Origin of the sequence: Streptomyces sp. Root431 (assembly GCF_001426585.1) — a bacterium.
Lineage (GTDB): Bacteria > Actinomycetota > Actinomycetes > Streptomycetales > Streptomycetaceae > Streptomyces > Streptomyces stackebrandtii.
This window is the reverse complement of the sequence record NZ_LMEI01000011.1, coordinates 114,873-140,297: the sequence shown is the minus strand read 5'-3', so window position 1 is coordinate 140,297 and position 25,425 is coordinate 114,873. Positions and strand designations below refer to the sequence as shown.

Sequence of the window (25,425 nt, the reverse complement as noted above, 5' to 3'; positions counted from 1 at the left end):
GTCCGGTGCGTGCGGTGAGCGGCCGGGGCTGGGCACTACGGGCCCGCCCCGGCCGTTCCCCATGTGGGGGGCAGGGGCGGTAACGTTCCGGCGTCCCTGATACATCAGTCAGTCGTACGAGACGGAGTGGCACCGGATGCAGCACGCAGTGGGGGGCCCGCTGCCACCGCCCGAGCAGTCGCCGGGCCAGGCGCCCGGCACCGGACCCGTGGCAGGGGCCGCGGCCGGGCCCGGCTCAGGGCTTGCCTCAGGGCCCGTCCCAGGGTCTCCCTCAGGCCCCGCCCCAGGCGCGGTCTCCGGGCCCGTCTCCGGGCCGGGGAGCGGCGGCGCGCAGGGCGCGCACCCGCCCGTCCCCCCGGCGCCCCCGCAGGCCGCCCCGTACCCCGGGCCGACCGCCGGGTCCCGGCTCGGCGTGCACCCCACGCTCCAGGCGGGCGCCCCCCGGCCCCCGCAGCCCCCGCACCCCGCACCGCCGGCCCCGGGCCCCGGCGGACCGAGCTGGGGCGCCCCCGGAGCCGTACCGCAGCACGGGCCGACGCCGCAGCACCCCGCCGCCCCGCAGCGCTCGGCAGCCCCACAGCATCCGGCCCCGCACCACTCCGCCCCGGCGCCGCACCGCGCGGACCTCACCGGGCACGTCCCGCTGCCACCCGTGAGCGCGCCCCTCGCGCCGCCCGTCGAGTACGGCGGGGGCACCGGCGCCGCGACCCTCGCCGTCCTGCTCATCGGCCCCGCGGGCGCCGGCAAGACGACGGTCGCCCGCCACTGGGCCCAGCGCCGCCGCGTGCCCACCGCGCACATCAGCCTCGACGACGTGCGCGAATGGGTCTGCTCCGGCTTCGCCGACCCGCAGTCCGGGTGGAACGAACACTCCGAGGCGCAGTACCGGCTCGCCCGCCGCACCTGCGGCTTCGCCGCCCGCAACTTCCTCGCCAACGGCATCTCCTGCATCGTCGACGACGCGGTCTTCCCCGACCGGCCCGTCGTCGGCCTCGGCGGCTGGAAGCGCCACGTCGGCCCCGGCCTGCTGCCCGTCGTGCTCCTGCCGGGCCTGGAGATCGTCCTGGAGCGCAACGCCGAGCGCAGCGGCAACCGGCGCCTCTCGGACGAGGAGGTGGCGGCCATCCACGGCCGCATGGCCGGCTGGTACGGCTCCGGCCTGCCGATCATCGACAACTCCACGTACGACGTCGAGACCACCGCACGCGTCCTCGACGACGTCCTCGCCCGCGCGATAGCGAGCCCGCCCGCCTGGTGACCCGCCGGGCGCCTCGCACGGTCGGCCGCTCAGAACAGGCCACCACGGCGTGCTCCTCGTAGGCTCGGAGCATGTCAGAGGTGTATGCGGACCGCCGTGTACGGCTGCGCGATCGGTGCGCGGCCGCGGGCAGCCCGGCGGCCCTGGTCTCCCGCCCCGCCAACGTCCGCTATCTCGCGGGCGGTTCGCCCGCCGGAGCCGTCCTGCTCGTCGGCCCCGAGCCGGAAGCGGACGTCCTGCTCTGCCCCGTCGCGCCCGGCGCCGAGCCGGCCGACGGACGGCTCGACGAGCTGCTCAGGCAGCAGGTCCTGCCGGCCGGCGGGGGTGATCCGGCGGTCGCGGCCGCCGACCTCGCCCTGCGGGCGGGCGCCGGCGCGCTCGCCGTCGAGGAGCACGACCTGACCGTGGCCCGGCACCGTGCGATGGGCTCCGTCGCGCCCGGACTCCACCTCGCCGACCTCGCCTGCGCCGTGGAACAGCTCAGGATCGTCAAGGACGAGGACGAGATCGCCTGCCTGCGGATCGCCGCCGAGATCGCCGACCAGGCCCTCGGCGAGCTCCTGGAGTCGATCCTGGTGGGGCGGACCGAACGCCACCTCGCCCTGGAGCTGGAGCGGCGGCTCGTCGACCACGGCGCCGACGGCGCCGCCTTCGCCACCTCGGTGGCCACCGGCCCGCACTCCGGGCGCCGGCGGCACCGGCCCACCGACCGCCGGGTCGAGGAGGGTGATTTCCTCTCCGTCTGCCTCGGCGCCGACTACCGCGGCTACCGGTGCGAGATCGGTCGCACCTTCGTCATCGGCACGACGCCGGCCGACTGGCAGATCGAGCTGTACGAGCTCGTCTTCGCCGCTCAGCGGGCCGGACGAGAGTCCCTCGCACCGGGCGCCGAGTACCGCGACGTGGACCGGGCGGCCCGCCAGATCCTGGACGCCGGAGGCCATGCGGAGGCGGCCGTGCCGCTCACCGGGCACGGGGTGGGGCTCGAAATCGACGAGGACCCGCAGCTCTCACCCTCGGCCATGGGTAAACTGGACGCTTGTGTGCCGGTCACCGTCGAACCGGGGGTCCACCTCCCGGGCCGGGGCGGGGTCCGGATCGATGACACGCTCGTCGTGCGCCAGGAGGCGGACGGCGGACCCGAGCTACTCACCATCACGACCAAGGAGCTGCTCGCGCTGTAGTGGCGCGTACGCCTCCACGGTCCCACGTCAGTCCAGAGTCCAGGAGATTCCGCAACCGTGGCTTCCACGAACGACCTCAAGAACGGCATGGTGCTCAAGCTCGAAGGCGGCCAGCTCTGGTCCGTCGTCGAGTTCCAGCACGTCAAGCCCGGCAAGGGCCCGGCCTTCGTGCGCACCAAGCTCAAGAACGTGCTGTCCGGCAAGGTCGTCGACAAGACCTTCAACGCCGGTGTGAAGGTCGAGACGGCCACCATCGACCGCCGCGACATGCAGTTCTCCTACATGGACGGCGACTACTTCGTCTTCATGGACGAGGAGACCTACGACCAGCTGCACGTCGACCGCAAGTCGGTGGGCGACGCCGCCAACTTCCTGATCGAGGGCTTCACCGCCTCGGTCGCGCAGCACGAGGGCTCGGTGCTCTACGTCGAGCTCCCCGCCGCCGTCGTGCTGACGATCGAGCACACCGACCCGGGCGTCCAGGGCGACCGCTCCACCGGTGGCACCAAGCCCGCCAAGCTGGAGACCGGCCACGAGATCCAGGTCCCGCTCTTCATCACCACCGGTGAGAAGGTCAAGGTCGACACCCGCACCAGCGACTACCTCGGCCGGGTGAACAGCTAACCGTGGCTGCTCGGAGCAAGGCCCGCAAGCGGGCCTTCCAGATCCTCTTCGAGGCCGACCAGCGCGGCGCCTCCGTCCAGGAGGTCCTCGCGGACCAGGTCCGGCTCGCGCGGTCCGACGACCGTCAGCCGCCGGTCAGCGACTTCACCATGCAGCTGGTCGAGGGCTACGCGACGCAGGTCGCGCGCATCGACGAGCTCATCCACACCTACGCGGTGGACTGGGACCTCGACCGGATGCCGGTCGCCGACCGGAACATCGTGCGCCTCGGTGCGTACGAGCTGATCTGGGAGGACGGCACGCCGGACGCGGTCGCGATCGACGAGGCGGTGCAGCTCGCCAAGGAGTTCTCGACCGACGAGTCCCCGAACTTCGTCAACGGCCTGCTGGCGCGCTTCAAGGACTTGAAGCCGCGCCTGCGCCGGGACGCGGACGCCTGAGTCCGAGTCCGAACGCCCGAGTCCGTACGTCCCCCGGGACGTCACCGGAACACGCCGAAGGGGCCCGCAGCACGAATGCTGCGGGCCCCTTCGGCGCGTCCGGGTCCCTCGGGGCGGCGGAGGGCTCCGGAGCGCCTGAGCGACCCGTACAGGCCCGGGAAACCGACAGGGCCCGTGGACGTCGGATGACGTCCACGGGCCCGGCGGTACGTTTCTGCTGTTGCCTCGGAAGGGCAAGCGGAAGGGTCAGTTCTCCTCGTGGGCGACCGCGCGGCGCGCGTCCGCGTCGAGGACGCCCCAGCTGATCAGCTGCTCGGTGAGGACCGAGGGGGACTGGTCGTAGATGACGGCGAGCGTGCGCAGGTCGTCCTGGCGGATCGACAGCACCTTGCCGTTGTAGTCGCCGCGCTGCGACTGGATCGTCGCCGCGTAGCGCTGGAGGGGGCCGGCCTTCTCCTGGGGGACGTGCGCGAGGCGCTCCAGGTCCAGGACCAGCTTCGGCGGCGGCTCGGCGGCCCCGCCCGGGGTCGTGCCCGGCAGGAGCTCCTGCACCGGCACGCCGTAGAAGTCGGCCAGCTCGGCGAGACGCTGCACGGTCACCGCGCGGTCACCACGCTCGTACGAGCCGACCACCACGGCCTTCCAGCGGCCCTGGGACTTCTCCTCCACCCCGTGGAGGGAAAGACCCTGCTGGGTGCGGATGGCACGGAGTTTGGCCCCGAGCTGCTTTGCGTATTCGCTGGACATAACGCTCCCGGACGCTGTGACGACATGCGGCTGCGCCGCGCGGCTGGTAACTCACTGTGAGGTTACGCAGCGTTACGCTCGCCCGTCAAGCCGAAAGGTCCGTACCGCCCCCTCCCGGGGGATCCCGCCCGGGGTGGCGGCGGGGGCGTCGGAGGCGCGACCGCACGCCCCTGGTAGAGTTGGCGGCGCAAATCCGACGTCCTTTAAGAGCCGTCCCGTGAGGCGGAGAAGGAGGTCCGTTTCCCATGGACACTCAGCAGCACAACGATGACGCGCGGCCCGTACTCGAGGCCCCGGACATCGCGCGGGTCCTGACCCGCATCGCCCACGAGATCGTCGAGCGCGCCAAGGGCGCCGACGACGTGGTTCTGCTCGGCATCCCCACCCGCGGTGTGTTCCTCGCCCGCCGGCTCGCCGAGAAGCTCGAATCGATCACCGGCGCGAAGATCCCGGTCGGTTCCCTCGACATCACCATGTACCGGGACGACCTGCGGCTGAAGCCGGCCCGCGCCCTCGGCCGCACCGAGATCCCCGCCGACGGCGTCGACGGCCGCCTCGTCGTCCTCGTCGACGACGTCCTCTTCTCCGGCCGCACCATCCGCGCCGCCCTCGACGCCCTCGGCGACATCGGCCGCCCGCGCGCCGTCCAGCTCGCGGTCCTCGTCGACCGCGGCCACCGCGAACTTCCCATCCGTGCCGACTACGTCGGCAAGAACCTCCCCACGTCGCTGCGGGAGACGGTCAAGGTCCAGCTCGCCGAGGAAGACGGTCGCGACACCGTCCTGCTCGGTTCCCAGACCGCTTCCTAGCCGGACCGGCTTCCCCGCGGGGCAGGGGCACACCCCTGCGCGCCCGCATGCCCTCATGCCTCCCCACCACGGAGAGAAAACCCGATGATGCGTCACCTCATCTCGGCCGCCGACCTCACCCGCGACGACGCCGTCCTGATCCTCGACACCGCCGAGGAAATGGCCCGGGTGGCCGACCGGCCCATCAAGAAGCTGCCCGCCCTGCGCGGCCGGACCATCTGCAACCTGTTCTTCGAGGACTCCACCCGGACCCGGATCTCCTTCGAGGCCGCCGAGAAGCGCCTCTCCGCCGACGTGATCAACTTCGCGGCCAAGGGCTCCAGCGTCTCCAAGGGCGAGTCCCTCAAGGACACCGCGCAGACCCTGGAGGCCATGGGCGTCGACGCGGTCGTCATCCGGCACGGCGCCTCCGGCGCCCCGTACCGCCTCGCCACCTCCGGCTGGATCGACGCCCCCGTCGTCAACGCCGGCGACGGCACCCACCAGCACCCCACCCAGGCCCTCCTGGACGCCTTCACCATGCGCCGCCGCCTCGTCGGCCGCGACGCCGGTCTCGGCAAGGACCTGAACGGCCGGCGCATCACGATCGTCGGCGACGTCCTGCACAGCCGGGTCGCCCGCTCCAACGTGGACCTGCTGCACACCCTCGGCGCCGAGGTCACCCTGGTGGCCCCGCCGACCCTCGTCCCCGTCGGCGTCGAGACCTGGCCCTGCGAGATCTCGTACGACCTCGACAGGGTGCTGCCGAAGTCCGACGCGGTGATGATGCTGCGTGTGCAGCGTGAGCGGATGAACGCCGCCTTCTTCCCGACCGAGCGCGAGTACTCGCGCCGGTACGGGCTCGACGGCGACCGGATGGCGAAGATGCCCGAGCACGCCATCGTCATGCACCCCGGCCCCATGGTCCGCGGCATGGAGATCACCGCCGAGGTCGCCGACTCCGACCGCTGCACGGTCATCGAGCAGGTCGCCAACGGCGTCTCGATCCGGATGGCCGTCCTCTACCTGCTGCTCGGCGGCAACGACTCCGCCGCCCCCGCCCCCGGCACCACCCGCACCGAGGAGAACAAGTAACCATGAGCAAGATCCTTATCCGCGGTGCGCAGGTGCTGGGCGGCGACGTCCAGGACGTCCTGATCGACGGCGAGACCATCGCCGAGGTCGGCACCGGCCTGTCCGCCGAGGGCGCCACCGTGATCGAGGCCGAGGGCCAGATCCTCCTCCCGGGCCTCGTCGACCTCCACACCCACCTGCGCGAGCCCGGCCGCGAGGACTCCGAGACCGTCCTCACCGGCACCCGCGCCGCCGCCTCCGGCGGCTACACCGCCGTCTTCGCCATGGCCAACACCCACCCGGTCGCCGACACCGCCGGCGTCGTCGAGCAGGTCTACCGGCTCGGCAAGGAGTCCGGCTACTGCGACGTCCAGCCCATCGGCGCCGTCACCGTCGGCCTGGAGGGCAAGAAGCTCGCGGAGCTCGGCGCCATGCACGACTCCGCCGCCGGCGTCACCGTCTTCTCCGACGACGGCAAGTGCGTCGACGACGCCGTGATCATGCGCCGCGCCCTGGAGTACGTGAAGGCCTTCGACGGCGTCGTCGCCCAGCACGCCCAGGAGCCCCGCCTCACCGAGGGCGCCCAGATGAACGAGGGCATCGTCTCCGCCGAGCTCGGCCTCGGCGGCTGGCCGGCCGTGGCCGAGGAGTCGATCATTGCGCGCGACGTCCTCCTCGCCGAGCACGTCGGCTCCCGCGTCCACATCTGCCACCTCTCCACCGCCGGCTCCGTCGAGATCGTCCGCTGGGCCAAGTCCCGCGGCATCGACGTCACCGCCGAGGTCACCCCGCACCACCTCCTCCTCACGGACGAGCTGGTCCGCTCGTACAACCCCGTCTACAAGGTCAACCCGCCGCTGCGCACCGAGAAGGACGTCCTCGCGCTCCGCGAGGCGCTGGCCGACGGCACGATCGACATCGTCGCCACCGACCACGCCCCGCACCCGCACGAGGACAAGGACTGCGAGTGGGCCGCCGCCGCCATGGGCATGGTCGGCCTGGAGACCGCGCTCTCCGTCGTCCAGCAGACGATGGTCGAGACCGGCCTCCTCGACTGGGCCGGCGTCGCCGACCGCATGTCCTTCGCCCCCGCCCGCATCGGACGGGCCAAGGGCCACGGACGACCCGTCTCGGCTGGTGAGCCCGCGAACCTGACGCTGGTCGATCCGGCTTACCGTGGTGTCGTGGACCCCGCGGACTTCGCCTCCCGCAGCCGCAACACCCCCTACGAGGGTCGTGAGCTGCCGGGACGCGTCACCCACACCATCCTGCGGGGCCGGGCAACGGTCGTGGACGGGAAGCTGGCGTGACACCACTCATCGCAATCGCCGCACAGGCAGCGGAACCGAAGTCGGCGGAGGTGACCGACTGGGCCGGACGGATCGGCTGGGTCGCCGGACTGCTGCTCTTCATCACCCTCGTCTACTGGCTGATGCGCCAGGGATGGAAGTGGCGCGGCAGCCTCCAGTCGGACCTGCCCGAGCTGCCCACCGCGCCGGAGGCTCCCGGTGAGGCGAAACTGACTCTCGGCGGGCGCTACCACGGGTCCACGACCGCCGGGCAGTGGCTCGACCGGATCGTCGCCCACGGCCTCGGCACCCGCAGCCGCGTCGAGCTCACGCTCACCGACGCCGGGATCGCGGTCGTACGCCCCGGGGCGAACGACTTCTTCATCCCGGCGGACGCCCTGCGCGAGGCCCGCCTCGACAAGGGCATCGCCGGCAAGGTCCTCGCCGAGGGCGGCCTGCTGATCGTCACCTGGGCCCACGGCGGGAAGCTGCTCGACTCCGGCTTCCGCTCCGACCGGGCGGCCGAGCACACCGCCTGGGTCGAGGCCCTCAACTCCATGAACCACGCAACCACGACGGAAGGCATCGCACGATGACGACCTCCACCAGGGGAGCCGCCAAGACTCCCGCCGTACTCGTCCTGGAGGACGGCCGCATCTTCCGCGGCCGCGCCTACGGGGCCGTGGGGGAGACCTTCGGCGAGGCCGTGTTCTCCACCGGCATGACCGGCTACCAGGAGACCCTCACCGACCCGTCGTACCACCGCCAGGTCGTCGTCATGACGGCCCCGCACGTCGGCAACACCGGCGTCAACGACGAGGACCCCGAGTCCGGCCGCATCTGGGTCTCCGGCTACGTCGTCCGCGACCCCGCCCGCGTCTCCTCCAACTGGCGCGCCCAGCGCTCGCTGGACGAGGAGCTGGAGCGCCAGGGCGTCGTCGGCATCTCCGGCATCGACACCCGCGCCCTCACCCGCCACCTGCGCGAGCGCGGCGCCATGCGCGTCGGCATCTTCTCCGGCGAGGCCTGGAACGGCGTCCGCGACGAGGCCCTCCTCGCGAAGGTCCAGGAGCAGCCCCAGATGAAGGGCGCGAACCTTTCCGCCGAGGTCGCCACCAAGGAGGCGTACGTCGTCCCCGCGATCGGTACGAAGAAGTTCACCGTCGCCGCCGTCGACCTCGGCATCAAGGGCATGACCCCGCACCGGATGGCCGAGCGCGGCATCGAGGTCCACGTGCTGCCCGCCACCGCCACCGCCGAGGACATCTACGCGGTGAACCCGGACGGCGTCTTCTTCTCCAACGGCCCGGGCGACCCGGCCACCGCCGACGGCCCCGTCTCCGTCATGCAGGCCGTCCTGGAGCGCAAGACCCCGCTCTTCGGCATCTGCTTCGGCAACCAGATCCTCGGGCGCGCCCTCGGCTTCGGCACCTACAAGCTGAAGTACGGCCACCGCGGCATCAACCAGCCGGTCCAGGACCGCACCACGGGCAAGGTCGAGGTCACCGCGCACAACCACGGCTTCGCCGTCGACGCGCCCCTCGACAAGGTCTCCGACACCCCCTACGGGCGTGCCGAGGTCTCCCACGTCTGCCTGAACGACCAGGTCGTCGAAGGCCTCCAGCTGCTCGACCAGCCGGCCTTCTCCGTCCAGTACCACCCCGAGGCGGCCGCAGGCCCGCACGACGCCGCGTACCTCTTCGACCGTTTCGTATCCCTGATGGAGGCCGAGCGTGCCTAAGCGCACCGATATCCAGTCCGTCCTGGTCATCGGCTCCGGCCCGATCGTCATCGGCCAGGCCGCCGAGTTCGACTACTCCGGCACCCAGGCCTGCCGCATCCTCAAGGCCGAGGGCCTGCGGGTCATCCTGGTCAACTCCAACCCGGCCACGATCATGACCGACCCGGAGATCGCCGACGCCACGTACGTCGAGCCGATCACCCCCGAGTTCGTCGAGAAGATCATCGCCAAGGAGCGCCCCGACGCCCTCCTGCCCACCCTCGGCGGCCAGACCGCGCTCAACACCGCGATCTCCATGCACGAGCAGGGCGTCCTCGAGAAGTACGGCGTCGAGCTCATCGGCGCCAACGTCGAGGCCATCAACAAGGGCGAGGACCGCGACCTCTTCAAGGGCGTCGTCGAGGCCGTCAAGGCCAAGATCGGTTACGGCGAGTCCGCCCGCTCGGTCATCTGCCACTCCATGGACGACGTCATCAAGGGCGTCGAGACGCTCGGCGGCTACCCCGTCGTCGTCCGCCCCTCCTTCACCATGGGCGGCGCCGGCTCCGGCTTCGCCCACGACGAGGACGAGCTGCGCCGCATCGCCGGCCAGGGCCTCACGCTCTCCCCGACCACCGAGGTGCTCCTGGAGGAGTCCATCCTCGGCTGGAAGGAGTACGAGCTGGAGCTGATGCGCGACAAGAACGACAACGTCGTGGTCGTCTGCTCCATCGAGAACTTCGACCCGATGGGCGTCCACACCGGTGACTCGATCACCGTCGCCCCGGCGATGACGCTCACCGACCGCGAGTACCAGCGGCTCCGGGACATCGGCATCGCGATCATCCGCGAGGTCGGCGTCGACACCGGCGGCTGCAACATCCAGTTCGCGATCGACCCGGTCGACGGCCGGATCATCGTCATCGAGATGAACCCGCGCGTCTCCCGCTCCTCGGCGCTCGCCTCCAAGGCGACCGGCTTCCCGATCGCCAAGATCGCGGCCCGTCTCGCCGTCGGCTACACGCTCGACGAGATCCCGAACGACATCACGGAGAAGACCCCGGCGTCCTTCGAGCCCTCGCTCGACTACGTCGTCGTCAAGGCCCCGCGCTTCGCCTTCGAGAAGTTCCCCTCCGCCGACTCCACGCTGACCACGACCATGAAGTCGGTCGGCGAGGCCATGGCGATCGGCCGCAACTTCACCGAGGCGCTCCAGAAGGCCCTGCGCTCCCTGGAGAAGAAGGGCTCGCAGTTCACCTTCGTCGGCGAGCCCGGCGACAAGGCCGAGCTCCTGCGCGAGGCGGTCCGCCCGACCGACGGCCGCATCAACACCGTCATGCAGGCGATCCGCGCCGGCGCCACCCCGGAGGAGGTCTTCGACGCCACGAAGATCGACCCGTGGTTCGTCGACCAGCTCTTCCTCATCAAGGAGATCGCCGACGAGCTGGCCGCGGCCGAGAAGCTCGACCCGGAGATCCTCGCCGAGGCCAAGCGCCACGGCTTCTCCGACGCCCAGATCGCGGAGATCCGCGGCCTGCGCGAGGACGTCGTCCGCGAGGTCCGGCACGCCCTCGGCGTCCGCCCGGTCTACAAGACGGTCGACACCTGCGCCGCCGAGTTCGCCGCCAAGACCCCGTACTTCTACTCCTCGTACGACGAGGAGAGCGAGGTCGCGCCGCGCACCAAGCCCGCCGTGATCATCCTGGGCTCGGGCCCGAACCGCATCGGCCAGGGCATCGAGTTCGACTACTCCTGCGTCCACGCCTCCTTCGCCCTGAGCGACGCCGGCTACGAGACCGTGATGGTCAACTGCAACCCGGAGACCGTCTCGACGGACTACGACACCTCCGACCGCCTGTACTTCGAGCCGCTCACGCTCGAGGACGTGCTCGAGATCGTCCACGCCGAGACGCTCGCCGGCCCCGTCGCCGGTGTCGTCGTCCAGCTCGGCGGCCAGACCCCGCTGGGCCTGTCGCAGGCGCTCAAGGACAACGGCGTGCCGGTCGTCGGCACCTCGCCGGAGGCCATCCACGCCGCCGAGGACCGCGGCGCCTTCGGCCGGGTCCTCGCCGAGGCCGGCCTCCCCGCGCCGAAGCACGGCACCGCGACCACCTTCGCCGGCGCCAAGGCCATCGCCGACGAGATCGGCTACCCCGTCCTCGTACGCCCGTCGTACGTGCTCGGCGGCCGCGGCATGGAGATCGTCTACGACGAGACCCGCCTCGAGTCGTACATCGCCGAGTCCACCGAGATCAGCCCCACCCGGCCGGTCCTGGTCGACCGCTTCCTCGACGACGCCATCGAGATCGACGTCGACGCGCTCTACGACGGCGAGGAGCTCTACCTCGGCGGCGTCATGGAGCACATCGAGGAGGCCGGCATCCACTCCGGCGACTCGGCCTGCGCCCTGCCCCCGATCACCCTCGGCGGCTTCGACATCAAGCGCCTGCGCATCTCCACCGAGGCGATCGCCAAGGGCGTCGGCGTCCGCGGACTGATCAACATCCAGTTCGCCATGGCCGGCGACATCCTCTACGTCCTGGAGGCCAACCCCCGCGCCTCCCGGACCGTCCCCTTCACCTCGAAGGCGACCGCCGTCCCGCTCGCGAAGGCCGCCGCCCGCATCTCGCTCGGCGCCACCATCGCCGAGCTGCGCGCCGAGGGCCTGCTCCCGAAGAACGGCGACGGGGGCACCCTCCCGATCGACGCGCCGATCTCCGTCAAGGAGGCCGTCATGCCGTGGTCGCGCTTCCGCGACATCCACGGCCGCGGCGTCGACACCGTCCTCGGCCCGGAGATGCGCTCCACCGGCGAGGTCATGGGCATCGACGCGGTCTTCGGCACGGCCTACGCCAAGTCGCAGGCCGGCGCCTACGGCCCGCTGCCCACCAAGGGCCGCGCGTTCATCTCCGTCGCCAACCGCGACAAGCGCTCGATGATCTTCCCGGCGCGCGAGCTCGTCGCCCACGGCTTCGAACTGCTCGCCACCTCCGGCACCGCCGAGGTCCTCAAGCGCAACGGCATCAACGCCACCGTCGTGCGCAAGCTCAGCGAGGGCGAGGGCCCGAACGGCGAGAAGACCATCGTCCAGCTGATCCACGACGGCCAGGTCGACCTGATCGTCAACACCCCTTACGGCACCGGCGGCCGCCTCGACGGCTACGAGATCCGTACGGCCGCGGTGGCGCGCAGCGTCCCGTGCCTCACCACGGTCCAGGCGCTCGCCGCGGCCGTCCAGGGCATCGACGCGCTCAACCACGGCGACGTCGGCGTCCGCTCGCTCCAGGAACACGCGGAGCATCTGACCGCGGCCCGCGACTAGCAGCCCGTACGAAGCAGGGGGGACACCGGAGACACCGCGGTGTCCCCCTCTTCATGAGCACACCTGGACTCCCCGCATGTACAAGTTCTTCTTCAACCTGGTCTTCAAGCGCATGGACCCCGAGAAGGCCCACTACCTGGCCTTCCGCTGGATCCGTACGGCCGCCCGCATCCCCGTGCTCCGGACCTTCGTCGCCGCCGTCCTGGCGCCCCGCTACAAGGAGCTGCGCACCGAGGCCCTCGGCCTGCGGATGCACGGCCCCTTCGGCCTCGCCGCCGGCTTCGACAAGAACGCCGTCGCCATCGACGGCATGGCGATGCTCGGCTTCGACCACGTCGAGATCGGCACGGTCACCGGCGAGGCTCAGCCCGGCAACCCCAAGAAGCGCCTCTTCCGGCTGGTCCCGGACCGCGCCCTGATCAACCGCATGGGCTTCAACAACGAGGGCTCCGCCGCCGTCGCGGACCGCCTGCACGCGCGCGTGCCGGTCTTCAGGACCGTCGTGGGCGTCAACATCGGCAAGACCAAGGTCGTCCCGGAGGCCGAGGCCGCCGCCGACTACGTGAAGTCCACCGAGCGCCTCGCCGCGCACGCCGACTACCTGGTCGTGAACGTCTCCTCGCCGAACACCCCTGGGCTGCGCAACCTCCAGGCCACCGAGTCCCTCCGCCCGCTGCTCACGGCGGTACGGGAAGCGGCCGACCGCGCGGTCACCGACCGCCGCGTCCCCCTCCTGGTGAAGATCGCCCCCGACCTCGCCGACGAGGACGTCGACGCGGTCGCCGACCTCGCCCTGGAGCTCGGCCTCGACGGCATCATCGCCACCAACACCACCATCGCGCGCGAGGGCCTCGGCCTGACGTCCGACCCGGCTCTGATCAAGGAGACCGGCGGCCTCTCCGGCGCGCCCGTCAAGGAGCGCTCCCTGGCCGTCCTGCGCCGCCTCCACGCGCGCGTGGGCGACCGACTGGTCCTCGTGGGCGTCGGCGGCATCGAGAACGCCGAGGACGCCTGGCAGCGGATCCTCGCCGGCGCCACCCTGATCCAGGGCTACAGCGCCTTCATCTACGAGGGCCCGTTCTACGCCCGCGCGATCCACAAGGGCCTCGCGGCCCGCCTCGCCGCCTCTCCGTACGCCACCCTCGCCGAGGCCGTCGGCGCCGACTCCCGAAAGGCCGCCAAGTGACACTCTCCTTCGGCACCCGACTGCGCTCCGCCATGGACGAGCGCGGCCCGCTCTGCGTCGGCATCGACCCGCACGCCGCGCTGCTCGACTCCTGGGGCCTGACCGACGACATCGCCGGCCTGGAGCGCTTCACCTTCACGGTGGTCGAGGCGCTCGCCGGCACCGTCGCCGTCTTCAAGCCGCAGGCCGCCTTCTTCGAGCGCTTCGGCTCGCGCGGCATCGCCGTCCTGGAGCGCGCCGTCGCCGATCTGCGCGCGGAGGGCGGGCTGGTCGTCATGGACGCCAAGCGCGGCGACATCGGCTCCACGATGGCCGCGTACGCCGAGGCCTTCCTGCGCAAGGACTCCCCGCTCTTCTCCGACGCGCTGACGGTCTCCCCGTACCTCGGCTACGGCTCCCTGAAGCCGGCCGTCGACCTGGCCCGGGAGTCCGGCGCCGGTCTCTTCGTCCTGGCGCTCACCTCGAACCCGGAGGGTGCGGAGGTCCAGCGGGCCGTGCGCGAGGACGGCCGCACGATCGGCGCGACCATGCTGGCGCACCTCGCCGAGGAGAACGCGGGGGAGACCCCCATGGGCTCCTTCGGCGCGGTCGTCGGAGCCACGCTCGGCGACCTGTCCACCTTCGACCTGGACATCAACGGCCCGCTCCTCGCCCCCGGCATCGGCGCCCAGGGCGCGACCCCGGCCGACCTCCCCGCCGTCTTCGGCGCCGCGGTCCGCAACGTCGTCCCGAACGTCAGTCGGGGTGTTCTCCGTCACGGTCCCGACGTGTCCGCCCTGCGGGCCTCGGCGGACCGGTACGCGGACGAGATCCGCGCGGCCGTCGGCGGGTAACCGCGTTCTCGGCGGGCTCGCGGTCAATCCGCAGGTGGGAGCCGATCGGCCCGTCGAAACGGCCCGGAAACGGGTCCGTGAGAGGAACCGTCTCACCAAGCGTCTCGCTACTTGACGAAAACTTGGCTCAAAACCGGGTCGTTATGCCGGAAAAGTCCTGGTCGGTCGATGCTGACCAGGACTTTTCCGCTGTTCTCGCTGACTGGAGCGGCCTCGGCCGCTAGTCTCCGGAGCAGAGCAGGCGTTCAACGGCCACTCCGTTGCACGTTGCTCCACTGGTGTGGGGCGCTGGGTTCCTCACCGGTCCGTATCCGACAGATCGACATCCGAGGTGACGTAGGCGTGGCTCTTCCGCCCCTTACCCCTGAACAGCGCGCAGCCGCGCTCGAAAAGGCCGCCGCGGCTCGCCGGGAGCGGGCCGAGGTCAAGAATCGACTCAAGCACTCCGGCGCCTCGCTCCACGAGGTCATCAAGACCGGGCAGGAGAACGACGTCATCGGCAAGATGAAGGTCTCCGCGCTGCTCGAGTCCCTGCCCGGCGTCGGCAAGGTCCGTGCCAAGCAGATCATGGAGCGCCTCGGCATCTCCGAGAGCCGCCGTGTCCGTGGTCTCGGCTCCAACCAGATCGCCTCCCTGGAGCGCGAGTTCGGCAGCACCGGCGCCTGATCCGGGACGCGCGTCCCGGGCACACCGGTAAAGCTGGAATAATCGCTGCATGGCAGCAGAGGTACGTCCGCGGCTGACCGTGCTCTCCGGCCCCTCAGGGGTCGGCAAGAGCACGGTCGTCGCTCATATGCGCAAGGTCCACCCCGAGGTCTGGCTCTCGGTGTCGGCCACGACACGGAAGCCCCGCCCCGGCGAGAAGCACGGCGTCCACTATTTCTTCGTGACGGACGACGAGTTCGACAAGCTGATCGCCAATGGTGAGCTCCTCGAATGGGCCGAGTTCGCGGGCAACCGCTACGGCACCCCGCGGGGCGCGGTCCTGGACCGCCTCGACTCCGGGGAGCCCGTACTCCTCGAGATCGACCTCCAGGGCGCCCGCCAGGTGAAGGACTCGATGCCCGAGTCCCAGCTGGTCTTCCTGGCCCCGCCGAGCTGGGAGGAGCTGGTCCGCCGGCTCACCGGCCGCGGCACCGAGTCGCCCGAGGTCATCGAGCGCCGGCTGGCGGCCGCGAAGGTCGAGCTGGCCGCCGAATCGGAGTTCGACACCACGCTCGTCAACACCTCCGTCGAGGACGTCGCCCGCGAGCTGCTAACGTTGATGCTGCTGTCTTCTGGGGACCCGGACAATCGCGGCTGAGGCCGCGGGCCCCCAGACACCACAGTGTCCGTCTGATCTTTTTTCCATCTTCGGAAGGTAGAGCGTGTCCTCTTCCATGACTGCGCCCGAGGGCATCATCAACCCGCCGATCGACGAGCTGCTCGAGGCAACCGACTCGAAGTACAGCCTCGTGATCTACGCGGCCAAGCGCGCGCGTCAGATCAACGCGTACTACTCCCAGCTCGGCGAGGGCCTGCTGGAGTACGTGGGTCCGCTCGTCGACACCCACGTCCACGAGAAGCCGCTCTCGATCGCCCTGCGGGAGATCAACGCGGGTCTGCTGACGTCCGAGGCCATCGAGGGCCCGGCTCAGTAAGCACGTAACGATTGTCACCGAAGGCCCGGCGGAACAACCGCCGGGCCTTTGGTGTCTCATGGAGTCGTACGCATCCGAGTGCGGGGAGTGGTAGTAGCAGTGGTGACGAAGCCGAAGGTCGTTCTGGGGGTCAGCGGCGGCATCGCCGCCTACAAGGCGTGCGAGCTGCTGCGCCGGCTCACCGAGTCGGGCCACGACGTGCGGGTCGTGCCCACCGACTCCGCCCTCCACTTCGTCGGCGCGGCGACCTGGTCCGCGCTCTCCGGGCACCCCGTCTCGACCGAGGTGTGGGAGTCGGTCCACGAGGTGCCGCACGTACGGATCGGCCAGGGCGCCGACCTCGTTGTCGTCGCCCCCGCCACCGCCGACATGCTCGCCAAGGCCGCCCACGGCCTCGCCGACGACCTCCTCACCAACACGCTGCTCACCGCGCGCTGTCCCGTCGTCTTCGCCCCCGCCATGCACACCGAGATGTGGGAGCACCCGGCGACCCAGGAGAACGTGGCCACCCTGCGCCGCCGCGGCGCCGTGGTCATCGAGCCCGCCGTCGGCCGCCTCACCGGCGTCGACACCGGCAAGGGCCGGCTGCCCGACCCCGCCGAGATCTTCGAGGTCTGCCGCAGGATCCTGGCGCGTGGCGTCACCGTCCCCGACCTCGCCGGGCGCCATGTCGTGGTCAGCGCGGGTGGCACGCGCGAGCCCCTCGACCCCGTCCGCTACCTGGGCAACCGCTCCTCCGGCAAGCAGGGGTACGCCCTCGCCAGGGCCGCCGCCGCGCGCGGGGCCCGGGTCACGCTCGTCGAGGCCAATACCGGCATCCCCGACCCGGCCGGGGTCGACGTGGTCCACGTCGGCACCGCCCTCCAGCTCCGCGAGGCCGTCCTCAAGGCGGCGGGCGACGCCGACGCCGTGGTGATGGCCGCGGCCGTGGCCGATTTCCGCCCGGCCGTCTACGCCTCCGGGAAGATCAAGAAGAAGGACGACGGGGGAGCGCCGACCGTCGAGCTCGTCCGCAACCCCGACATCCTCGCCGAGCTCTCCGCCGATCGCGCGCTGCCGGGCCAGGTCGTCGTCGGCTTCGCCGCGGAGACCGACGACGTCCTCGCCAACGGGCGCGAGAAACTCCGCCGCAAGGGCTGCGACCTGCTCGTCGTCAACGAGGTGGGGGAGCGCAAGACCTTCGGGTCCGAGGAGAACGAGGCCGTCGTGCTCGCGGCGGACGGCGCCGAGACGCCCGTCCCGTACGGGCCGAAGGAAGCGCTCGCCGAGACGGTCTGGGACCTGGTCCTGCCCCTTCTGCGTCCCGCCGTCTGAGGGATTCCGCGGGAGGCCGGGACGAGCTCGATCTTGGCGCGATGTCACCCTGCGGAAGCGTTTCGCGGGGTGGGAAACGCCGACTCGCGAGTGATTCCCGAGTGATTTGCGCCCCACTGGAAGGGGCTCTTCCGCCGGGCAGGACGCCGGTTTCGGTCACCACCGACCATTCACCAGGCGAGACACCTGGTCCATTGCCCGAGCTCGACCGATAGACTGTTCGTGGAACGTCGCGGGGCGCAGCCCCCTGCCGGTCCGTCACGAGTAGCCAGCAGCCGCTGCAACCCCAGGGAGCGTTGTGTCCCGTCGTCTGTTCACCTCGGAGTCCGTCACCGAGGGTCACCCCGACAAGATCGCTGACCAGATCAGCGACACCATCCTCGACGCACTGCTGCGAGAGGACCCCACCTCGCGCGTCGCCGTCGAGACGCTGATCACCACCGGCCTGGTCCACGTCGCCGGCGAGGTGACCACTAAGGCCTGGGCGGACATCCCCACCCTCGTCCGCAACAAGATCCTCGAGATCGGGTACGACTCCTCGAAGAAGGGCTTCGACGGCGCCTCCTGCGGCGTGTCGGTGTCCATCGGGTCGCAGTCCCCGGACATCGCGCAGGGTGTCGACACCGCGTACGAGAAGCGNGAAGAAGGGCTTCGACGGCGCCTCCTGCGGCGTGTCGGTGTCCATCGGGTCGCAGTCCCCGGACATCGCGCAGGGTGTCGACACCGCGTACGAGAAGCGCGTCGAGGGTGACGAGGACGAGCTCGACAAGCAGGGCGCCGGCGACCAGGGTCTGATGTTCGGCTACGCCTCGGACGAGACGCCCGAGCTGATGCCGCTGCCGATCCACATCGCGCACCGCCTCTCGCGCCGCCTCACCGAGGTCCGCAAGAACGGGACCATCCCGTACCTGCGCCCCGACGGCAAGACGCAGGTCACCATCGAGTACGACGGCGACAAGGCCGTCGAAGAAGGGCTTCGACGGCGCCTCCTGCGGCGTGTCGGTGTCCATCGGGTCGCAGTCCCCGGACATCGCGCAGGGTGTCGACACCGCGTACGAGAAGCGGGTCGAGGGTGCCTCCCGGCGGGACGAGGAGGACGAGCTCGACAAGCAGGGCGCCGGCGACCAGGGCCTGATGTTCGGCTACGCGTCGAACGAGACGCCCGAGCTGATGCCGCTGCCCATCCACCTCGCGCACCGGCTCTCCCGCCGCCTCACCGAGGTCCGCAAGAACGGGACCATCCCGTACCTGCGCCCCGACGGCAAGACGCAGGTCACCATCGAGTACGACGGCGACAAGGCCGTCCGCCTGGACACGGTCGTCGTCTCCTCGCAGCACGCCTCCGACATCGACCTCGAGTCGCTGCTCGCCCCCGACATCCGCGAGTTCGTCGTCGAGCACGTGCTCGCGCAGCTCGTCGAGGACGGCATCAAGCTCGACACCGACGGCTACCGCCTGCTCGTGAACCCGACCGGGCGCTTCGCGCGCCGCCTCACCGAGGTCCGCAAGAACGGGACCATCCCGTACCTGCGCCCCGACGGCAAGACGCAGGTCACCATCGAGTACGACGGCGACAAGGCCGTCCGCCTGGACACGGTCGTCGTCTCCTCGCAGCACGCCTCGGACATCGACCTGGAGTCGCTGCTCGCCCCCGACGTGCGGAAGTTCGTCGTCGAGCACGTGCTCGCGCAGCTCGTCGAGGACGGCATCAAGCTCGACACCGACGGCTACCGCCTGCTCGTGAACCCGACCGGGCGCTTCGAGATCGGCGGCCCGATGGGCGACGCCGGCCTCACCGGCCGCAAGATCATCATCGACACCTACGGCGGCATGGCCCGTCACGGCGGCGGTGCCTTCTCCGGCAAGGACCCGTCGAAGGTCGACCGCTCGGCCGCGTACGCCATGCGCTGGGTCGCGAAGAACGTCGTCGCCGCGGGCCTCGCCTCGCGCTGCGAGGTCCAGGTCGCCTACGCGATCGGCAAGGCCGAGCCCGTCGGTCTCTTCGTCGAGACCTTCGGCACCAACACCGTCGAGACCGAGAAGATCGAGAACGCCATCGGCGAGGTCTTCGACCTGCGCCCGGCCGCGATCATCCGCGACCTCGACCTGCTCCGCCCGATCTACTCCCGGACCGCCGCCTACGGCNGTCGTCGCCGCGGGCCTCGCCTCGCGCTGCGAGGTCCAGGTCGCCTACGCGATCGGCAAGGCCGAGCCCGTCGGTCTCTTCGTCGAGACCTTCGGCACCCACACCGTCGAGACCGAGAAGATCGAGAACGCCATCGGCGAGGTCTTCGACCTGCGCCCGGCCGCGATCATCCGCGACCTCGACCTGCTCCGCCCGATCTACTCCCRGACCGCCGCCTACGGCCACTTCGGCCGCGAGCTGCCGGACTTCACCTGGGAGCGCACCGACCGCGTGGACGCCCTGAAGAAGGCCGCCGGTCTGTAATCCCCGGCTGTACGTGACGGAAGCCCGGTACCCCTTGGGGGTGCCGGGCTTCCGTCTGCCCGACTGTCGGTGGCGTCTGGTAGGTATGGGGCTGTGAGCAGCGAGAAGGAGAATTCCGACGGGCCCGAGCAGCTCGCGCTCATTCGGGAGACCGTGCGGAAGGCGAACGTGCCGAAGGCCAAGCCGCGGACCTGGCGAGGGGCCGCGCTGGCCAAGGAGCTGCCCGTCGCCCGGGTCGTCGTGAACAAGGGGTCGCTCCACCTCGACCAGTTCTTCGACTACGCGGTCCCCGAGGAGCTGGACGACGCCGCCCGGCCCGGGGTCCGCGTCAGGGTTCGCTTCGGCGCGGGCGCGCACCAGGTGAGGAACGGGCGCCGGGAGGGCGGGCGGCTGATCGACGGCTTCCTCGTCGAGCGGCGGGCCACCTCCGACTACTCCGGGCCCCTCGCGGCCCTCGCCGACGTCGTCTCGCCCGAGCCGGTGCTCGGCCCCGAGCTCCTCGGCCTCGCCCGGGCCGTCGCCGACCGGTACGCGGGCAGCCTCGCCGACGTCCTCCAGCTCGCCGTGCCGCCGCGCAGCGCCCGCGCCGAGGGCCGGACCTCCCCGGACCCCCTGCCGCCGCCGAAGCCCCCGGAGCCGGGGAGCTGGACGCGGTACGAGCAGGGGCCCGCCTTCCTGGACGCCCTCGCGCGCGGCGGCGCGCCCCGGGCCGTGTGGAACGCGCTCCCGGGACCTCACTGGGCGGAGGAGATCGCCCGGGCCGTCGCCGCGACCCTCGCCTCCGGCCGGGGCGCCCTCGTCGTCGTACCCGACGGCCGGGCGGCCGGGCGGGTCGACGCGGCGCTGACCGAGGTCCTGGGGCCGGGCCGGCACGCCCTGCTCACGGCCGAGGCGGGCCCCGAGAAGCGGTACGGGCAGTGGCTCGCCGTCCGGCGCGGTTCCGTGCGGGCCGTCGTCGGCACCCGGGCCGCGATGTTCGCCCCCGTACGGGACCTCGGGCTCGCCGTCATCTGGGACGACGGCGACGGCAGCCACAGCGAGCCGCACGCCCCGCAGCCCCACGCGCGCGAGGTGCTGCTGCTGCGCGCCGCCCACGACCGGTGCGCCTTCCTCCTCGGCAGCACGAGCTGCACCGTCGAGGCGGCCCAGCTGGTGGAGTCCGGCTGGGCGAAGGCCCTCGTCGCCGGACGCGAGCAGGTTCGCAGGGCCGCCCCCCTGATCCGTACCGTCGGCGACGGCGAGCTGGCCCGCGACGAGGCCGCGCGCGCCGCCCGGCTGCCCTCGCTGGCCTGGCAGGCCGTACGGGAAGGGCTGAAGACCGGGCCGGTGCTCGTCCAGGTGCCCCGGCGCGGATACGTACCGCGGCTCGCCTGCGAGCGCTGCCGGACGCCCGCCCGCTGCCGGCACTGCGCGGGGCCCCTGGAGGCCCCGGAGCAGCAGGGGCTGCGCTGCGGCTGGTGCGGGCGCGGCGCCCCCGACTGGCACTGCGTGGCCTGCGGCTCGAACCGGCTGCGGGCCCAGGTCGTCGGCGCGCGGCGCACGGCGGAGGAGCTCGGCCGGGCGTTCCCCGCGGTGCCGGTACGGACCTCGGGGCGCGACCACATCCTCGACAGCGTGCCCGGGCGCCCCGCGCTCGTCGTCTCCACCCCCGGCGCCGAACCCGTCGCCGAAGGCGGCTACGCGGCCGCGCTCCTGCTCGACGGCTGGGCCATGCTCGGCAGGCCCGACCTGCGGGCGGGCGAGGAGGCGCTGCGCCGCTGGATCGACGCGGCCTCGCTGGTGCGGGGCCAGGCAGAGGGCGGCACGGTCGTCGTGGTCGCCGAGCCGACGCTCCGGCCGGTGCAGGCGCTCGTCCGCTGGGACCCGGTCGGGCACGCCCAGCGAGAGCTGGCCGAGCGGGCCGAGCTGGGTTTCCCGCCGGTCTCCCGGATGGCGGCGGTGTCCGGTCCGGCCGACGCGGTCGAGGGGTTCCTGGCGGCGGCCGGGCTGCCCGGCGACGCGGAGGTCCTCGGTCCGGTGCCGCTGCCGGTGGTCCGCCCCGGCGGACCGCGCCGCCCCGGCGATCCGCCGGCGGGCGAGCAGTGGGAACGGGCCCTGGTCCGGGTGCCGCCCGGCAGCGGGGCGGCCCTGGCGGCGGCCCTCAAGGTGGCGAGGGCGACCGGGCTCGCACGCGGCGGAGGCGAGCCGGTGCGGATCCGCGTGGACCCGCCGGACATCGGCTGACGGCAGGCGCGGTCGGAAGCGACCGGCACGCGAGACGGCCGCCGCCCCTCAGGGGGCGGCGGCCGTCGGCGGGGGAACGGGTCAGCCGTTGCGCGGGCCGGGGAAGGCCGACGGGCGCGGGTCCTCGCGGAGGGTGGCGCTGCCCGAGGTGGGCTGCGGCGGCATCGAGCGGGCGGCGGGCACCGAGGGAAGCGGGCGGGGCACACTCGGCTCCGTGGGGTGGTCCTGCTCCACGGCGAGGCCCGGCTGGGGCGCGCGCCGGGCGCCGTAACGGCGGTGGACGGCCTGCTTGGTGACACCGAGCGCGGAACCGACCGCGTCCCACGAGAAGCCGAGCGAGCGGTCGAAGTCGACCGCCGCGGTCACCAGGGTCTCGACGCTGTCCCGCAGCTCCTGGGCGAGGCGGACGGTCGGGGCGGGCGCGCGCCCGTAGACGACGAAGCCCGTCGACGGGCCGGAGCGGCGGGGGCGGTAGACATTGCCCAGCTGGGCCGTGAGCGTGCGCAGTGCGTCCACCTGCCGCCGGACCCGCTCGATGTCCCGCACCAACAGGTGCAGACTCGCCCGGGCTTGGGCGTCGTGGGTTGCGTGGTCGGCCATGTGAAAGCCTCTCGAACCGGCGTGTAAAGGGGGCGGGCCGCAGGGGGGAACGGCGACCCGATTCGGTCAATCTCTCTTGACCAACGCGCCACCGGGAGTTGGGTCACGCTGCGGGGGCGTACACGCATATGCGCGGGGCGCTCGTCCGCACGTACGCCCCCAGGGGGCTTCGTGCGGCCGGGCCGGGCTCGGCCCACATGAAGCCCCCTGACGACACGACCTAGACTGGTGCGTCGCTCGCAACGCCCCCGGACAGACAGGCAGCCGCCACCCATGAAGCTCGTCTTCGCAGGCACCCCCGAGGTCGCCGTTCCCGCCCTGGACGCCCTGCTCGCCTCCGGCCGGCACGAGGTGGCCGCCGTGGTCACCCGGCCGGACGCCCCGGCGGGACGCGGCAGGCGGCTCGTCGCCAGTCCCGTGGCCCAGCGGGCCGAGGAGGCCGGGATCGAGGTCCTCAAGCCGGCCAGGCCCCGCGACGAGGACTTCCTCGCCCGGCTCCGGGAGATCGCCCCGGACTGCTGCCCGGTCGTCGCCTACGGCGCGCTGCTTCCCAAGGTCGCCCTCGACATCCCCGCGCGGGGCTGGGTCAACCTGCACTTCTCGCTGCTGCCCGCGTGGCGCGGTGCCGCGCCCGTGCAGCACTCCCTGATGGCGGGCGACCAGGTGACGGGCGCCTCCACCTTCCTCATCGAGGAGGGCCTCGACTCGGGCCCGGTCTACGGCGTCGTCACCGAGGACATCCGCCCGACCGACACCAGCGGCGACCTGCTGACCCGGCTCGCCTTCGCGGGCGCCGGACTGCTCGCCGCGACCATGGACGGCATCGAGGACGGGGCCCTGCACGCCGTCCCGCAGCCCGTCGAGGGCATCACCCTCGCCCCGAAGATCCAGGTCGAGGACGCGCACGTCGACTTCGCGGCCCCCGCCCTGCGGGTCGACCGCGTGGTCCGCGGCTGCACCCCGGCCCCCGGCGCCTGGACCGTCTTCCGCGGCGAGCGCCTCAAGCTGATCCAGGTCACCCCCCTCCCGGACCGCACCGACCTGGCCCCCGGCGAGCTCGCGGTCGGCAAGAACAACGTCTACGCGGGCACCGGCTCGTACGCCGTCGAGCTCCTCTGGGTCCAGCCGCAGGGCAAGAAGCCGATGAAGGCCGCCGACTGGGCCCGCGGCGTCCGCATCGCCCCCGGCGAGCGCCTCGGCGCTTAAGGCGGAGGGCGCCCGGGGCACGGCGGCGCCCCGGGCGCGGGCGCGGCCGCGGCGGACGTAGGCTTGGGGGGTTCGACCTCTTCATTTCGTCACCCGGAGCACCTTTGAGCGAGCAGGCACGCCGCCGTCCCCACAAGCCCTACCGGAGGCCCCAGAAGGACCCCGTCCGGATGCTCGCCTTCGAGGCGCTGAGGGCGGTGGACGAGCGCGACGCCTACGCGAACCTGGTACTGCCGCCGCTGCTCAAGAAGGCCCGGGAGAAGGGCGACTTCGACGGGCGCGACGCGGCCCTCGCGACCGAACTCGTCTACGGCACGCTGCGCCGCCAGGGCACGTACGACGCGATCATCTCCGCCTGCATCGACCGGCCGCTGCGCGAGGTCGACCCGCCCGTGCTCGACGTGCTCGCGCTCGGCGCCCACCAGCTGCTCGGGACCCGGATCCCCACCCACGCCGCCGTCTCCGCCAGCGTCGAGCTGGCCCGGGTGGTGCTCGGCGACGGGCGGGCCAAGTTCGTGAACGCCGTGCTGCGGAAGATCTCGCAGCAGGACCTCGACGCCTGGGTCGCCCAGGTCGCCCCGCCGTACGACGCGGACCCCGAGGACCACCTCGCCGTCGTCCACTCGCACCCCCGCTGGGTCGTCTCGGCGCTCTGGGACTCCCTCGGCGGCGGCCGCGCCGGCATCGAGGACCTCCTGGAGGCCGACAACGAGCGCCCCGAGGTCACCCTCGTCGCCCGCCCCGGCCGCTCCACCACCGAGGAGCTCGCCGCGGCCACCGAGACGCTGCCGGGCCGCTGGTCCCCGTACGCCCTCCGGATGGCAGAGGGCGGCGAGCCCGGCGCCATCGACGCGGTCAAGGACGGCCGGGCCGGCGTCCAGGACGAGGGCAGCCAGCTCGTCGCCCTCGCCCTGGCCAACGCGCCGATCGAAGGGTCCGACGCCCGCTGGCTCGACGGCTGCGCGGGACCCGGCGGCAAGGCCGCCCTCCTCGCCGCCCTCGCCTCCGAGCGCGGCGCCGCCCTCCTCGCCTCCGAGAAGCAGCCGCACCGCGCCCGCCTCGTCGAGCGCGCCCTCGCCGGAAACCCCGGCCCCTACCAGGTCATCGCCGCCGACGGCACCCGCCCGCCGTGGCTCCCCGGCTCCTTCGACCGGGTCCTGATGGACGTCCCCTGCTCCGGTCTCGGCGCGCTGCGCCGCCGTCCCGAGGCCCGCTGGCGCCGGCGTCCCGAGGACCTGGACGGCTTCGCCCCGCTCCAGCGCGGACTGCTCACCGAGGCGCTGCGGGCCGTGCGCGTCGGCGGGATCGTCGGGTACGCGACCTGCTCGCCGCACCTGGCCGAGACCCGCGTGGTCGTCGACGACGTCCTGAAGAAGGTCGGCGGCGCCGAGCTGATCGACGCCCGTCCGCTGCTGCCCGGAGTCCCGGCGCTCGGCGACGGTCCGGACATCCAGCTCTGGCCGCATCTGCACGGTACGGACGCCATGTATCTGGCGCTGCTGCGCCGCACGGCCTGACCGCGGGCGCC

The 25,425-nt window shown here is 72.3% G+C and carries 22 protein-coding genes and 4 pseudogenes; 24 read left to right on the top strand and 2 right to left on the bottom strand.

The window, feature by feature from the left end; genetic code table 11:
• Positions 1 to 412: 412 nt before the first annotated feature.
• The 4 genes from ASC82_RS20265 (at position 413) to nusB (ending at position 3,506) form a co-directional block, all read left to right on the top strand.
• Positions 413 to 1,258 (top strand): AAA family ATPase, encoded by an 846-nt coding sequence (locus tag ASC82_RS20265; RefSeq protein ID WP_056649924.1) that lies wholly within the window; start codon positions 413 to 415, stop codon positions 1,256 to 1,258.
• Positions 1,259 to 1,329: 71 nt separating this feature from the next.
• Entirely contained in the window at positions 1,330 to 2,442 is a 1,113-nt protein-coding gene (locus ASC82_RS20260) for a M24 family metallopeptidase (protein WP_056649919.1), read from the top strand.
• Between the two features lie 57 nt (positions 2,443 to 2,499).
• Positions 2,500 to 3,066: an elongation factor P gene (efp, locus tag ASC82_RS20255; protein ID WP_056649917.1), complete on the top strand. Its 567-nt coding sequence runs from the start codon at positions 2,500 to 2,502 to the stop codon at positions 3,064 to 3,066.
• Between the two features lie 2 nt (positions 3,067 to 3,068).
• Positions 3,069 to 3,506 carry a transcription antitermination factor NusB gene (gene nusB, locus ASC82_RS20250; protein WP_024758649.1) on the top strand — a complete coding sequence of 146 codons (438 nt, stop codon included), beginning with the start codon at positions 3,069 to 3,071 and terminating at the stop codon, positions 3,504 to 3,506.
• Positions 3,507 to 3,752: 246 nt separating this feature from the next.
• On the opposite strand, the gene bldD is transcribed toward nusB, so the two are convergent.
• Complete coding sequence (gene bldD, locus ASC82_RS20245; protein WP_015032294.1) at positions 3,753 to 4,253, bottom strand: transcriptional regulator BldD; 501 nt, start codon at positions 4,251 to 4,253, stop codon at positions 3,753 to 3,755.
• Positions 4,254 to 4,498: 245 nt separating this feature from the next.
• Here bldD and pyrR point away from each other — a divergent pair, with 245 nt between their 5' ends.
• The 18 genes and pseudogenes from pyrR to ASC82_RS20165 all read left to right on the top strand — a co-directional run bounded on the left by pyrR (position 4,499) and on the right by ASC82_RS20165 (position 22,091).
• Entirely contained in the window at positions 4,499 to 5,062 is a 564-nt protein-coding gene (gene pyrR / locus ASC82_RS20240) for a bifunctional pyr operon transcriptional regulator/uracil phosphoribosyltransferase PyrR (protein ID WP_056649914.1), read from the top strand.
• A gap of 84 nt (positions 5,063 to 5,146) precedes the next feature.
• Positions 5,147 to 6,136 carry an aspartate carbamoyltransferase catalytic subunit gene (locus ASC82_RS20235; RefSeq protein WP_056649911.1) on the top strand — a complete coding sequence of 330 codons (990 nt, stop codon included), beginning with the start codon at positions 5,147 to 5,149 and terminating at the stop codon, positions 6,134 to 6,136.
• Positions 6,137 to 6,138: 2 nt separating this feature from the next.
• Positions 6,139 to 7,425 carry a dihydroorotase gene (locus ASC82_RS20230; protein ID WP_056649908.1) on the top strand — a complete coding sequence of 429 codons (1,287 nt, stop codon included), beginning with the start codon at positions 6,139 to 6,141 and terminating at the stop codon, positions 7,423 to 7,425.
• The gene (locus tag ASC82_RS20225) at positions 7,422 to 8,000 is read left to right on the top strand and encodes a hypothetical protein (RefSeq protein WP_079039388.1); all 579 of its coding nucleotides are present in this window, start codon (positions 7,422 to 7,424) and stop codon (positions 7,998 to 8,000) included. The genes ASC82_RS20230 and ASC82_RS20225 overlap by 4 nt, the downstream gene beginning before the upstream one ends.
• On the top strand, positions 7,997 to 9,145 hold the full coding sequence (gene carA / locus ASC82_RS20220; protein ID WP_056649901.1) for a glutamine-hydrolyzing carbamoyl-phosphate synthase small subunit: 1,149 nt from the start codon (positions 7,997 to 7,999) through the stop codon (positions 9,143 to 9,145). The genes ASC82_RS20225 and carA overlap by 4 nt, the downstream gene beginning before the upstream one ends.
• Positions 9,138 to 12,446, top strand: coding sequence for a carbamoyl-phosphate synthase large subunit (gene carB, locus ASC82_RS20215; protein ID WP_056649898.1), 3,309 nt, complete (start codon positions 9,138 to 9,140; stop codon positions 12,444 to 12,446). Before carA ends, carB begins: the two co-directional genes overlap by 8 nt.
• A gap of 76 nt (positions 12,447 to 12,522) precedes the next feature.
• On the top strand, positions 12,523 to 13,632 hold the full coding sequence (locus ASC82_RS20210; protein ID WP_056649896.1) for a quinone-dependent dihydroorotate dehydrogenase: 1,110 nt from the start codon (positions 12,523 to 12,525) through the stop codon (positions 13,630 to 13,632).
• Positions 13,629 to 14,465 (top strand): orotidine-5'-phosphate decarboxylase, encoded by an 837-nt coding sequence (pyrF, locus tag ASC82_RS20205; protein WP_056649893.1) that lies wholly within the window; start codon positions 13,629 to 13,631, stop codon positions 14,463 to 14,465. Before ASC82_RS20210 ends, pyrF begins: the two co-directional genes overlap by 4 nt.
• A 342-nt stretch (positions 14,466 to 14,807) precedes the next feature.
• Positions 14,808 to 15,131 (top strand): integration host factor, encoded by a 324-nt coding sequence (locus tag ASC82_RS20200; protein WP_030204477.1) that lies wholly within the window; start codon positions 14,808 to 14,810, stop codon positions 15,129 to 15,131.
• 49 nt (positions 15,132 to 15,180) lie between these two features.
• Complete coding sequence (gene gmk, locus ASC82_RS20195) at positions 15,181 to 15,768, top strand: guanylate kinase (RefSeq protein ID WP_056649890.1); 588 nt, start codon at positions 15,181 to 15,183, stop codon at positions 15,766 to 15,768.
• A 64-nt stretch (positions 15,769 to 15,832) separates the two neighbouring features.
• The gene (gene rpoZ / locus ASC82_RS20190; protein ID WP_017242218.1) at positions 15,833 to 16,105 is read left to right on the top strand and encodes a DNA-directed RNA polymerase subunit omega; all 273 of its coding nucleotides are present in this window, start codon (positions 15,833 to 15,835) and stop codon (positions 16,103 to 16,105) included.
• A 102-nt stretch (positions 16,106 to 16,207) separates the two neighbouring features.
• Entirely contained in the window at positions 16,208 to 17,419 is a 1,212-nt protein-coding gene (gene coaBC, locus ASC82_RS20185; protein ID WP_056650798.1) for a bifunctional phosphopantothenoylcysteine decarboxylase/phosphopantothenate--cysteine ligase CoaBC, read from the top strand.
• A gap of 298 nt (positions 17,420 to 17,717) precedes the next feature.
• Positions 17,718 to 18,058: pseudogene (locus ASC82_RS31195) on the top strand (S-adenosylmethionine synthetase N-terminal domain-containing protein); the annotation flags it as partial.
• 1 nt (position 18,059) lies between these two features.
• Positions 18,060 to 18,384: pseudogene (locus ASC82_RS31190) on the top strand (methionine adenosyltransferase); the annotation flags it as partial.
• Positions 18,385 to 18,415: 31 nt separating this feature from the next.
• Positions 18,416 to 18,889, top strand: a pseudogene (locus ASC82_RS31420) (methionine adenosyltransferase); the annotation flags it as partial.
• Positions 18,890 to 18,901: 12 nt separating this feature from the next.
• A pseudogene (locus ASC82_RS30090) lies at positions 18,902 to 19,564 on the top strand (methionine adenosyltransferase domain-containing protein); the annotation flags it as partial.
• Position 19,565: 1 nt separating this feature from the next.
• Positions 19,566 to 19,868: methionine adenosyltransferase domain-containing protein (locus ASC82_RS30085; RefSeq protein WP_206779221.1), on the top strand; the 303-nt coding region annotated here is incomplete at its 5' end.
• 93 nt (positions 19,869 to 19,961) lie between these two features.
• Positions 19,962 to 22,091, top strand: coding sequence for a primosomal protein N' (locus tag ASC82_RS20165; RefSeq protein ID WP_056649887.1), 2,130 nt, complete (start codon positions 19,962 to 19,964; stop codon positions 22,089 to 22,091).
• A gap of 81 nt (positions 22,092 to 22,172) precedes the next feature.
• Here ASC82_RS20165 and ASC82_RS20160 read toward each other — a convergent pair whose 3' ends face one another.
• Positions 22,173 to 22,691, bottom strand: a complete 519-nt coding sequence (locus ASC82_RS20160) for a hypothetical protein (RefSeq protein WP_056649883.1) — start codon at positions 22,689 to 22,691, stop codon at positions 22,173 to 22,175.
• Positions 22,692 to 22,964: 273 nt separating this feature from the next.
• Here ASC82_RS20160 and fmt point away from each other — a divergent pair, with 273 nt between their 5' ends.
• Together fmt and ASC82_RS20150 are read left to right on the top strand one after the other, a co-directional pair.
• Complete coding sequence (gene fmt, locus ASC82_RS20155) at positions 22,965 to 23,897, top strand: methionyl-tRNA formyltransferase (protein ID WP_056649880.1); 933 nt, start codon at positions 22,965 to 22,967, stop codon at positions 23,895 to 23,897.
• 104 nt (positions 23,898 to 24,001) lie between these two features.
• The gene (locus tag ASC82_RS20150) at positions 24,002 to 25,414 is read left to right on the top strand and encodes a transcription antitermination factor NusB (protein ID WP_056649878.1); all 1,413 of its coding nucleotides are present in this window, start codon (positions 24,002 to 24,004) and stop codon (positions 25,412 to 25,414) included.
• Positions 25,415 to 25,425: the final 11 nt, after the last annotated feature.